Annotated in this window: 6 protein-coding genes; 5 read left to right on the top strand and 1 reads right to left on the bottom strand. The window is 41.3% G+C overall.

Going from position 1 to position 13316, the window contains the following annotated elements:
* Positions 1–751: 751 nt before the first annotated feature.
* Positions 752–5290, bottom strand: coding sequence for a T9SS type A sorting domain-containing protein (locus I5M27_RS02730; RefSeq protein WP_200504484.1), 4539 nt, complete (start codon positions 5288–5290; stop codon positions 752–754).
* A gap of 506 nt (positions 5291–5796) precedes the next feature.
* Between I5M27_RS02730 and I5M27_RS02725 the strand changes: the two genes are divergently transcribed.
* The 5 genes from I5M27_RS02725 (at position 5797) to I5M27_RS02705 (ending at position 13297) form a co-directional block, all read left to right on the top strand.
* Entirely contained in the window at positions 5797–7203 is a 1407-nt protein-coding gene (locus I5M27_RS02725; protein WP_200504483.1) for a site-specific integrase, read from the top strand.
* Positions 7204–7205: 2 nt separating this feature from the next.
* On the top strand, positions 7206–7757 hold the full coding sequence (locus tag I5M27_RS02720; RefSeq protein ID WP_200504482.1) for a helix-turn-helix domain-containing protein: 552 nt from the start codon (positions 7206–7208) through the stop codon (positions 7755–7757).
* A 33-nt stretch (positions 7758–7790) separates the two neighbouring features.
* Positions 7791–8366, top strand: coding sequence for a hypothetical protein (locus tag I5M27_RS02715; RefSeq protein WP_200504481.1), 576 nt, complete (start codon positions 7791–7793; stop codon positions 8364–8366).
* A gap of 127 nt (positions 8367–8493) precedes the next feature.
* Positions 8494–8814 (top strand): DUF6660 family protein, encoded by a 321-nt coding sequence (locus tag I5M27_RS18865; RefSeq protein WP_394369077.1) that lies wholly within the window; start codon positions 8494–8496, stop codon positions 8812–8814.
* 100 nt (positions 8815–8914) lie between these two features.
* A complete protein-coding gene (locus I5M27_RS02705; protein WP_200504479.1) occupies positions 8915–13297 on the top strand; it encodes a CusA/CzcA family heavy metal efflux RND transporter in 4383 nt (1460 codons plus the stop codon).
* Positions 13298–13316 lie beyond the last annotated feature (19 nt).

The raw sequence follows: 13316 nt of genomic DNA, 5'->3' as shown, positions 1-13316 counted from the left end.
TGATCATTTTTCTCCTGAAAATGGAGTTGCAAATCCAGATGTCCGGCATTTAAAAATGCCGGACCCTGAAAAAACCAAATTATTTGTGAGAAAAAGTAACTGATAATAAGAGTGTCTATTCAGTATAAACACGACTTATCCTAACTAAAACTATTTAATAGTTATTTACACTTCAATAATATGGGAATGAACAGAGCAATTTCAGGCATGAACGCCAACCAGCTAATCAAACAATGTATGTTAATCAGATTACTACAAGACAAACTTAGATATTTTCAGGATTTTAGAGTCTGTTCTTATATAAAGCATTAAAAAAATCCTACCCATAAATTACCCCCGCCGCGAGAGTATTCAGATCAGGTTTATACTTTTCGGCTGTTTTTAAATACCGTTTCAGAATAAAGCAGGATTGCAGCAGCCGGCAGCCCGTTTTTGTATTGGCTGTATTCTTCCCCGCAGATTTGCCGTGTAAATCCGTAGCTATAAGAATCACAATTTAGGCTAAGTTGCCGGAAGAAATTACAGGTAGTTCTGGTTTAGAAAACCGCTTAGATTTCCTTTGAAAAAGTATAAACGAACCACCTGTAACCAGGTATGAGTCACCAGGTGTAAAACATTATTCAAGGTTAAGCAACGTTCAACTGGCTCCCGAAACTGGAGATTTATTTACTGCAGAACAAAAAATCAGGCAAAAAAAAACTCCTGCCGGAAAACCAGCAGGAGTTTTTATGCTTAAAAGCATACCGTTTTATTATTCTATGATCAGTTTTCTTACCGCAGTGCCCTTTTCTGAAGTAACCTTCACCAGGTAGATGCCTTTGGCAGTTCCTTCCAGCTTCAACTGGCTTCTTCCACCTTTAACTACCTGTTTTATCATCACTTTGCCAGCCAGGTCAGATACTATTAATTCGTAAGTTTTACTCTCTGGAAGTTCAACATTAAAGATGCCATTTCCAGGATTTGGGAATACGTTCAGTTGAGCGGCAAGCGTAGCATCTTTTACCCCGGTATACCCCACACGCCTGATCTCGATGTTGTCGATCAGGTTGGCTGTGCCGTTACCGTTGTCATACGCTTCTTTCACGATGCTTTCCAGCCCGATCTTTACAAACGGATCATTTATATACTTGGTAAGGTCAACTTTTACTTTCTGCCAGTTAATTGGCAAACCGGAGAAAGGCGGCTGGTAAGTCTGACCGGTTTGGGTCCCGTTCACGGTTACCCGGAAGTTGGTATTTACATAGGCCCCTTTAAATAATTGCTTCAGATCAAAAGTTAAATACAGGGAATCGGCTACCGGGCCACCAGCCGGCGAAATACAGATGTATATTCCGGAAAAATTATCCGAATTGCTGGTCCAGGTATCTACTACGCCAACCGGAGGAACCCAGCCTGCATGGCCTACCCCATCCATGATCATACCTTTGGTAGAACCAGTACCAAAGCTGGCTGCTGCATCTTCCCAAATATTGGATTTTGCATTCGTAACCTTGTATAACTTATTCATACCAGTTACAGGCGTTTCAAAATCGAATTTTGCCGGCAGAGTTGGCACCAATGCATTCGTTATTGTTAGGGTAGTATCGTTATTTACAGCTACTGCGTCATTTGGCAGGTTAGTTTGTGCGGCAAAAGTATGAACTCCGCCCGTTACCATATTCGCTTTGGCCGCAAAGGTATATATTGCGGTGCCACCAGCAGGCAGCGCTCCGGTGAACGTTTCATTTACCGGGGTGCCAGCGTTCAGGGTATAAGAAACCGGTATACTGGTTTGCGCAGAAGTTCCGTAGTTTTTAATGGTTACAGTAATGGTTTCGGCAGCAGTAAGCCCGCAACCGGTAGCAACCGGGCCGGTAATATTTGTAATCCCAACATCATTCTGATTAATGGTGAATTCGTATGCACCAATGTCTGGCGTGGTTGTACTTCTGGAATTTCCGTTAATATCATCGGTTACGGTTGGAATGGGCTGCCCCAGATTATCCGCTCCCGGAGCAGTAGGTCGTAAATTTCCGCTTACCGCATTAGCAAAAATCGGGTTTAAGGAATATGAGTTCTGATCGTAGGCGTTTTGGTTTGCAAGTGCCCACAACGCTAATGTTCCAATATCACCACTTAAATAACCAACGTTCCCATTCGGAACATATAAGTTATTGTAATTACTGATGATCGGGGGAGCCGTTGAACCTAAATAGATAGCATGTTTAAGGGTAGCAGGGCTGCTTATGCTGATTATGTTGTCAATAAACTTAACATTCGTAACGGGTGCGGCATAATCTATTCCTCTTACGTTGGCAAAGTTTACATTCGGATTATCTACTGAAATAGTATTGTGGTAATAATACGTATTGCTGCCCGCACTATACAAAACATAAAGCGTACCGCCAGTATTATTAAAATTATACAGAACATTATTTTTTATAATGTTCTCATTCCCCGCAGTTCCGTCTGCAGCATAATAGATACCATAAACATCACCGGTAACGGTAACTACATCGTGTGTGTTATGAATGCGGTTCTTGCTTATAGTAGTCTGAACCCCGGTTGAAAAATTAATACCAAAAAAAACGGTACCATTTGTCCGGTTAGGGCGGGAAATATCATTGCCTTCAATTAAAGTAACAGGACTGAATGCACTATAAATACCATAAGCAAACTGATCCTTCAGAATATTACCAATAAATTGGTTATTACTATTTGGCAGGTTCGGCATGCCATTATTATAGATACCATAATAAGCACCAGTAATCGTATTATTCGTGAATTTATTGAAAGATGAACCAGCCTGCATATAAACCCCATAAGAAGCATTTGTATTGATTACACTGTGGGTAAAATGGCATCCATTGAAAATATTTTGCTGAGCGCCATTAATCATCCAGATAACCCCGCCGGTAACGGTATTCGGGTGCTCCTCAATTTTCAGATTATTAAACCGAAGGTATTTAGCCCCATCCAGTTTCAGAACAATATCGGTTAACGCACTTGGGCTCGCCACTACGTTGCCGTTGCCATTAAAAGTAATGGTGTTGGTAGCACTTGCACCTGATATATTATCAATTGAAATATTTTCATTATAAGGTCCTGATCCGGCAACTACATTGAACGTAACCGGGGCAGAAACCCCGCAGCTTTTAAGTGAATTTATAACCGAAGCAAAAGAAACAAAATTCGTGGCTGAAGCCGGAGCGTTTTTGTTAATGGTATAGGTACCGGCAAAGTTGGTGCAGGCAATTATTGAAACGGTTTGGCAATCATTATCTGTGTTAGGATCAGCTACACCGTTCGGGTTAGAAGCACAGATATTCAGCGAATGGTTGCCTCCCGGGAACGTATAATTTCCTAGAGTAACGTTCACAGTCTGATAACTCGCCAGATTTCCGGTCCAATTGTAAACCGTTTGCGCTGCATTGTTCACGCTCCAGTTAATGGCAACAGCAGTAAGCGGCGCCGTTCCGAAATTCTTTAACGTTACCACTACCGGTGTACTAATATTCGGAACAATTGGAGTTGCAGCCGAAACATAAGCAATAATACCGGCATCATTTGCTGCAGGCGTAAATTCATAGACACCCAGATCAGGGGCAGTTGTGCTGCGGGGTGCGCCGGTAATATCATCGGTAACCGCAGTTAAAATCTGCCCGGTATTATTGAGGGCTGCATTGGTTGGTCTCAGGTTACCTGTACTTAGGTTTATGTAATGCGGATCTGCAGAAACGGAGTTCTGATCATAGGCACTTCCGTTCACTGCTTTCCAGTCTGCCAGTGTTGCTTTGTCGGTACCGTAATAGCCAATATTTCCGGAAGAGCCTACGTACAGGTTATTTCTGTCGCTTACCAGCGAAATGCCGGACGAGCCTAAATAAACAGCATGCTTGGAGGTTGCCGGACTGGTTAAGCTAACGTTATTATTAATAAACTTTACGTTCGTGAATGCACTACCCTGATAAATTCCGCGGAGCGTATTGTACGTAATATCGGGGTTATCTGCTGATATCGTATTGTTATAGAAATAGGTATTGCTTCCACCCGAATTGTAAATACCATAAACCGAACCATTCGGAATATTAATATTATAGATCGCATTGTTCTTCACAATATTCTCGGTACCGGAAATACCCGCGCCGGTAAGGTATATCCCGTAAAAATAATTACCTGTTGGAAGCGAGATGGCATCGTGGGTATTGTGAATGCGGTTTTTGCTGATCGTAACACCGGTGCAACCCGAACCAATGCTGATGCCCTGGAAAGTGCTGGTAGTGGTACGCATGGGCCGGGAAATATCGTTTCCTTCTATCAGCGCACCCGGTGCATTGCTAGTCTGAATACCGGTGAAATAAAAATCTTTGATATTATTACCGGTAAACTGGTTATTGGAATTTAGTGCGCTGGTTGTACCACTGTTATTTATGCTATAGTTACCGCCGATCAGGGTATTATTCTGGAAAGTATTATTACTGCTTCCCCCCTGCATATTAATAACCCACGATGCAGCCGTAATAGAAATGCTATGCGTAAAAGTACAGCCGGTAAATATATTATTCTGAGCGTTGTTCAGAAGAGCTAAAACGGCACCGCCCGTAGCGGCCTGATTATTCTCTACTTTCAGGTTATTGAAACGGAAATACTTAGAACCATCCAGTTTGAGCGCATCGCCAGTCAAAGCCGGGTTGTTCAGCGAATTAGCATTCCCATGGAACGTAATGGTATTTGATGCACTGGCACCATTCACATTTGTGAAAGTAACCGCTTCGTTATAAGGCCCACCGGTTACGTTAAATACCACCGGCCCGCCAATTCCGCAATTGGTCAGCGCCTGAGCAACGGAAGCGAAAGACTGGAAGTTTGTAGCAGAAGCCGGCGCAGTTTTATTGATCGTATATGTACCGTTCAGGGCAGTGCAGGTTGCAATTGTAACGGTAGTTGTATCGTTGGCATGGTTCCCATCGATAGCACCGTTCGGATTACTGGTCCATGCTTTAACGGTATGGTTTCCGGCCAAAAAAGTAAAGTTGCCGATGGTTACTGCTGCTACTGTTCCATTACTCGCCAGACTACCCGTCCAGAAAAAAGTTGGTTGCACTACTCCGTTCACGCTGAAACCTATGGTAGCCGCCGTAAGCGTGCTGGCAGCGTAGTTTTTAATGGTAACCGCAACCGGTTGGCTTACCCCGGAGAGTACCGGTGAAGCTGGACCCGTAATAGCATTCACCCCGGCATCGTTCGTACTCTGCGCATTTGACCTGTAGCCCCAAAGAAGCAAACAGGCAAAGAGTATTAATTTTTTCATTAAAAAAGTGCTAACAAAATTAATATATCTCCCAAACCCATCCCCTTATTCGGGTATTATAGTTCAGAATTTTCTCATAGTAATTTGATCACATTTTTATTCCGCTACTACATTGTAGCCATTAACACAGAATACTCATCCCTGAATAAAACCTGATAACAAGCGAATTGAAGGAGGTAAGAAATGATTTGAAAGCGCGAAGTTTAACAAAACCGGAAGACCGGCATTACAGAATAAATACAAGCCCGATCGATAAAAAAAAGCCTAAAAGCAAAAAAGCTCTAAACCGCTTCATATTCGCGATTTAGAGCTTTTAGCTTGCAGAGAGGGAGGTTCTGCAATTACCCGACAAGTACAAACTACGAAATTCAACAGTCAATATTAAATCACTAAGGGTCAGCAACTTAACAAATACTCTGCAAGCACTGTACCAATAACTCCCAACAACTTCCCACTTGTTTTTTTGACTATTTTTTGACTACTTGACTTTTATTTGACGACAAAAAATGGCCAGATTAAACGAATATACTTCATTGGTAGCAGTGAAGGAAAGAGAAAAAAATCACATTAAAATTCTCTACACCAAAGATGGGAAGATTAAACGGTTTAAGACCAATATTTATGTGAAAGATGCCGGGCTTTTTAATGAAGATAAAATCTATAGGAAAACTAATGCTATCGCACCTAATGATTATCAAACTGACAAAACCAAGCTGGATAATAAACAGCTAAGGATCGAATCCATAATTGAAGGCTATGTAAATAAACACCATGACAAACCAACCCCGGAGCAGGTTGAAAATCTTTTAACAACTTATAAGGAAGAAAGCAAAGTAAACTATTCTACCATCCAAGGTTATTTGGAAGATTATCATAAGCTTTACGAGAAGAAAGAACGGAATAAAAAAAGTGTTGTCAATGCAGTTAAATCTGGGTATGAGCAATTCTGCACTTATAAAAACATGGACTATTCCTTTGATGATATTGGTGAAGAATTCTTTAAGGACTTGATCAATTACTTGCTTTTCAATAAACCTAAAAACCAAAAGCAATCAGGCACTCCAAACCATCTTCTAACTGCGCAGGTTATTTTTGATGATCGGTTCGGAATGAATAATAATACGCTTTTGAAGCGCTTAGACGCCTTAATGTCTTTTTTTAAATGGGCAATCAACAAAGGAGTTAACCTGGATTACGAAAAGCTGAAACTTATTTTGAAGAATGTAAAGAAAGAACTTCAGATATCGGAATTTACGAACCTGGAGTTTGCCTTTAAGAAAAGAGAAGATGTAAAGTTGCTTTCTTCATCTGAGTTCGATGGTGCATTACAAGATGACTCATACATAGAATTCTCTGCCGGCCAGGAAGTATCAAGATCTGTTTCAAAAGAAATCTTGATAAGGTCAAAGGATTACTTTGTAATAAGTATCCTTACTGCTAACAGAATATCAGATTTAAAATTGATCAAACGCCACCATTTAGAAATGGGTAAGCAAAAAGCCCAGAAAACTAATAATGAATTTTTATTGAATTCTAACCAAACAATTAAGGATCTGTTAGAAAAACACGATTATACACTGGGTATGAGCGATCAAAAGTATAACAAATGCATAAAAGTATTTTTAAAGCAATTCTATCAAAATTTCCTCCAACGTTTAGAAAAAGTATGGGTAAAAGAAATTAGAGGAAAATACGAACAATATAAAGAGGTTGAATACCATACATTAGCTGCCTCCCATAGTGGGCGCAGGAGTTTTGCCTCGATTTTATATAATGAAGGACGATATCCTAAAAGAATGATAATGTCTTTTACCGGACATACGTCCGAGCAAGAATTTGATAAATATATTCAACTTAGCCCGATTGATGATATTCAAGAAGTATCAGAATTCTTAAATATTAATTATATTTAGGAATGGATAAGAAAGAATTATATACCGAAATTTTTGAGAATCAAAGTATCACTAAGCCCGATGCCTTAACATATATTAACTTTCGAATTGGCAAAGCTCAGGATAAACCGAAAATGTTGGAAAAACTAAATAATTCGGTTGATAAACTTAAAATCCTATGCGACGATCTAAAGTTAGAACTTCGTCTAAATGAAGCAAATCCGTTGGTTACTATTGGTTCCAAACAGTTTTACTCTACTAAAGAGGCTGGCAAAATATTAGAAGTATCTGCAGATAAAATCCGGCAATTAATTGCAGAAGGACTACTTTCCGCTAAAGTAATAAATCAAAGAACCTGGAAACTACCTTCTTGGAGTGTCGAAGCTTATAAAAATGATCTTAGTAATTTCTTAACTAATTTTGAAGAGCCATTAGAAATCTATGATATTTTAAATATCTACGACGAAGAACATCAGCTACTTACCTCCTTAATCACCAAGGAAGCTATCCATAGAATTTTTGAAAACAAAACAGGAACTAAAAGAAAAGTTCTAAATATTATTACAGAATTATAATCAAAAAACTCAATCATATAACACAGATATTTATTGAGATACTTAAAAAATTTAGTCTATTGTCTATTTTTTTTCACACTAATCCTACTAACTCCGGTAAGTAGTCTGTTAGGGAGTATTATCAGTAAACATTTAGCAGGTATAGATACCAGGTTTGAAAAAAAAGAACTAACGGTTGCTGATAGGCTACAATGTAAAATAATCTATCATTCTATAGTGATTGTAGGAAAAATAATCTACCCTGAATCTGCCAATCTTTTGGAGCATTATCTGGACGGTACTGGTAAGAACCTTTATTTGGAAGCTGATTATTTCAGAAAGTCACCAGTAGTACGAAAAAATCTAAATTCTATGAGAGTTAATGAAACCAAGGAGGTTCGATTTAAGCAGCATGAAGATTGGCGTCTAAGCTATGCTCTTAACCCCTTTTATTTAAAAAAGGGAAGAAAAATGATTAAGATCTACCAGGAAATTGAGTTTTCAACGAAAAAAGGAGTTTATACAAATTTAAATTTTTACTTCTTTAAAGTCAGATTACCAGATCGATTAGTTCACGTCCTAAAGCCAAAACCATTTATGGTATATATTAGCTGGAATGTAGATCAGTAAGTTATTGAATTACTAACTGCTATACCAGCTAAAATAACGCACTAATAGATTTAAGAAAACAACCAAAATCATTGTAACTTTCTATAATTTCTTGTAATAAGATGCAGAAATAAATACATTTGCAAAAATGAAGTGGTTCAACTACATACTGAGCGTTTACCTGCTGGTAATATCCTGCATACCTTGCATGGATGAAGAACCTGTATATTCATTTCCTCCAGTTACAATAGCAAGTTCACATTCCGAAGCGGATACTCCTATCCACACGGAAGACGCCTGCTCACCGCTTTGCATTTGCAACTGTTGCAGTGGTGTTACCATCCTGCCCAATACGGCCCAAGTCATCCAAACTATTTCAATAGTTTTTGATGAAGAATTTCCCATTTACAAGCAAATAAATCGCTTAGACCTCTCCTATTCCGTCTGGCAGCCGCCAAAATTAAGCTAATAGATTTTTTTAAGTGATCAGCAAAACTTGCTGAATTCTTGTCCTGGCACCTTCCTGGTGTTCCAGTGCAATCACCTATCTATTTACTTAATTTATTATAATGCTCGATAAAGTAATCCATTTCTCGATCCATAATAAGCTGATTGTTGGACTTTTTACGCTTGCCCTGATCGTATGGGGAGTGTTTTCAGTTACTCAGCTCCCAATTGATGCCGTTCCGGATATTACTAACAACCAGGTTCAGGTAATAACCGCCAGCCCTTCCTTGGCCACACAAGAGGTCGAACGCCTGATTACTTACCCGATTGAGGTAACCATGGCCACTATTCCGGATATTGAAGAAATCCGGTCATTTTCCAGGTTTGGCCTATCAGTTGTAACAATTGTTTTCAAAGATAAAGTAGATGTTTACTGGGCCAGGCAACAGGTAAACGAACGCTTATCAGAAGCAGAAAAGCAGATTCCGGAAGGTGTTGGTACGCCCGAACTGGCTCCCGTTACTACAGGCTTAGGCGAAATCTATCAATACCTTATACATCCGAAGAAAGGGTATGAAAAGAAATATGACGCTACGGAATTACGCTCAATCCAGGACTGGATCGTTCGCCGGCAATTACTCGGCACTCCTGGCGTGGCGGACGTAAGCAGCTTCGGAGGCTTTTTAAAACAATATGAGATTGCCATTGATCCGCAGCACCTGAAAAGCATGAATGTCAGCATAGCTGAGATTTTTACCGCTTTAGAAAGAAACAATCAGAATACAGGCGGGGCATACATCGACAAAAGACCAAATGCTTACTTCATCCGCACCCAAGGTTTAATTACAAATTTGGATGAAATAGGTCAGGTAGTGGTTAAGAATCGGGAATCCGGTGTGCCTGTTTTGATCCGTGATGTTGCCAAGGTACAGTTCGGCCATGCAACTCGATACGGAGCCATGACCCGGAACGCTGAAGGCGAAGTGGTTGGTGGTATTGTCATGATGCTCAAAGATGCCAACGCTTCTAAAGTAATCGGTGATGTAAAGGAAAGAATAGCCACCATTAGTAAAAGTCTACCCGAAGGTGTAGAAATTGAGCCATTCCTGGATCGAACAAAGCTTGTAAACAATTCCATTAATACAGTAACTAAAAACCTGGCGGAAGGTGCGCTGATTGTCATTTTCGTATTGGTGCTGTTTTTAGGAAACTTACGGGCAGGCTTGGTAGTGGCTTCTGTAATTCCCCTGGCAATGCTTTTTGCCATCAGCATGATGAACCTGTTTGGCGTTTCAGGCAATTTAATGAGCCTTGGAGCCATTGATTTCGGGTTGATAGTGGATGGTGCCGTAATTATTGTGGAGAGCATCGTTCACCGGATAACCACGATAACTGGCCATACCCGACTGAATCAGCAACAGATGGATAAGGAAGTATATGGAGCAGCCTCCAAGATCCGGAATTCCGCTGCTTTTGGCGAGATCATTATCCTGATCGTGTACCTGCCTATTTTAGCGTTGGTAGGAATAGAAGGCAAAATGTTTGGCCCGATGGCGCAGACAGTAGCTTTTGCCATTTTAGGTGCGTTCCTGCTCTCCCTAACCTACGTACCAATGATGTCGGCTCTGTTTTTAAGCAAGAAAACTACTCATAAACGAAATATCTCCGACAAGCTGATGGATTTCTTCCAGCGGGGCTACGATCCGCTTATTCGATTTGCATTACAAAGGAAAGCCATTATCGTTTTTACCGCAGCAGGCCTATTTGCTATTAGCTATCTTATTTTCAGCAGGATGGGCGGCGAATTTATTCCGACCCTAAGTGAAGGTGATTTTGCCGTTGAAACAAGGGTTCTCACCGGAAGCTCAATGATGGAAACAGTAGATGCTTCTCAGAAAGCTGCAGCAATACTATTAAAAGAATTTCCGGAGGTAAAGGAAGTGGTAAGTAAGATCGGTTCCAGCGAGATACCTACAGATCCAATGCCGGTGGAAGCTGCAGATATGATGGTGATTCTGAAAGATCAGGATGAATGGACTACTGCCGATAACCGGGATGAACTGGCCAATATGATGGCAAAAGCTTTAGAAGATATTCCCGGCGTTACGTTTGGGTTTCAGCAACCAATTCAAATGCGATTCAACGAATTAATGACCGGTGCCAAGCAGGATGTGGTTTTAAAAATTTACGGTGAAGACCTGGAAACGCTATCCAGAGAGGCAGAAAAAGTCGGCAAACTGGTACAAACTGTGGAAGGCGCTGAAGACGTTTACGTGGAAACAGTAACTGGCCTGCCTCAAATTCAGGTAAATTATAACCGTGGCCAGCTCGCAAAATTTGGTTTGGCAGTAGAAGATGTAAACCAGGTAGTTCAGACTGCTTTTGCGGGTCAGGTAGCAGGCCAGATTTATGAAGGGGAGAAAAAATTTGACCTGGTAGTAAGGCTTGACCAGGAAAACCGGCAAGGGATCGAAGATGTGCAGCAACTTTTTATTGCCACTCCAAACGGGCATCAGATTCCACTTTCCCAGGTAGCAGAAGTTAGCTTCCAGCCTGGCCCCTACCAGATACAACGTGACGATACCAAGCGACGAATTACAGTAGCTTTTAACGTCCGCAACCGTGATGTTGAAAGCGTGGTGAATGAATTGCGCACAAAGGTAGAAAGCCAGATAAAGCTCCCGGTTGGATATCATGTCAGTTATGGCGGGCAATTCGAAAACCTGATCGAAGCCAGGCAACGTTTGGGAATTGCTGTTCCAGTGGCGTTAGGCCTGATCTTTATCCTGCTGTTTTTTACGTTTAACTCGGTCAAACAATCGCTGCTGATCTTTACAGCGATACCACTTTCTGCCATCGGCGGAATTCTTGCCCTTTCGTTACGGGGGATGCCTTTCAGTATTTCTGCTGGTATCGGTTTTATAGCGTTATTCGGAGTAGCCGTTCTGAACGGCATTGTACTGATCGGGGAATTTAACAACCTAAAAGCATCGGGCATGACCGATATTTACCAAAGGGTTATTGAAGGCACCAAGCATCGATTACGGCCAGTACTCATGACTGCCAGCGTAGCATCTTTGGGCTTCTTACCAATGGCTTTATCGGGGTCGGCTGGAGCTGAGGTACAGCGGCCATTAGCTACCGTAGTTATTGGCGGATTGATATCTGCAACTCTGCTTACCCTGCTGGTTCTGCCGGTGCTGTATGTTTATTTCGAAAAAGGATTCAAAAACCCCAAAGGTAATTCCACGGCAGGTTTAGCTACGATTGCGCTCATGTTGCTATGCATTTTGCCTTCAATTGCTGGTGCGCAGGATAATCCAGTCAAACGCATCACGCTGAATCAGGCCATTGATCAGGCATTGCAGAATAATGGCACCATCAGGTCTGCTAATTATGAAATCGAACTGCAACAGGCGCTTAGGAAAACTGCATCGGGAATAAACAAAACCGATGTTGGCCTAACTTACGGGCAGTATAACAGCAGCGAAAAGGATAATAATTTTACCATTGGGCAAACCATACCCTTTCCCACGGTTTGGGGTGCCCGTGCTAAATTAGCGGATGCCAATATCAAAGGCAGCGAAATTCAGAAAAATGTAACGGCAAATGAGTTGATCAGGCAGGTTAAAGAAACCTATTATCAGCTTGTATTCCTGGAAGCCCAGCATAAGGTTTTACAGCACCAGGATAGCCTTATCAGCACCTTTGTACAGGCAGCTCAGGTAAGATACCGAACTGGAGAAACAACGTACCTGGAACAAGTTACTGCCGAATCAGAAGCTGCCCGCTCAAAAGTAGCTATGAACCGCAATGGCTCAGAAATAAAGGCGAACCAGGTAAACCTTCAATTCCTACTTAACACCAAGGAGCCAGTAACGGTAGCTGAAGATGCTCTTATTATTAAAGAGCTGGCCGTTAACGCAGCTACTGCAGCCATTAGCAATAACCCAAATCTGATTTATCTGAGGCAACAAATTGAAATCGCTAAGCAAGCCATTTCTCTTGAAAAAGCCGAATTATTGCCTGACCTGCGATTAGGTTACTTTAACCAGTCTCTGATCGGCAGCACTGAAGAACAAGGTGGCACGGTTAAACGGTTTGGCTCAGGTGACAGGTTCCAGGGCGTGGAAGTCGGAGTTTCCATTCCACTCTGGTTGGGCCCAACCAAAGCAAATGTAAAAGCCGCTGAAATCCGGGAAAAGATCGCCCAATCTAACCTTGACTACAATCAGAAAACTATACAAGGACAATATGCGCAACTGGTGCAACAATTTCTGCAATACCAGGCCAGTCTACAGTTTTACCAGCAAAATGCATTGCCCCAGGCAAACTTGATTACCAGCAATGCTACCCTGGCATTTCGAAGCGGTGAAATAGGCTATTTGGAATTCATTCAGGCTCTAAACCGTGCCCAGACGATCCGGACTGAGCACCTTGAATTATTGAATCAATATAACCAGGCAGCAATTGCGGTTGAGTTTTTCACCGGAAATCAATACTAATTTTTTGAATCGACAAAAT

Origin of the sequence: Adhaeribacter terrigena (genome assembly GCF_016623615.1) — a bacterium.
GTDB lineage: Bacteria > Bacteroidota > Bacteroidia > Cytophagales > Hymenobacteraceae > Adhaeribacter_A > Adhaeribacter_A terrigena.
Note: the sequence above shows the minus strand (reverse complement) of the source record. Positions and strands in the feature narration are given on the sequence as shown.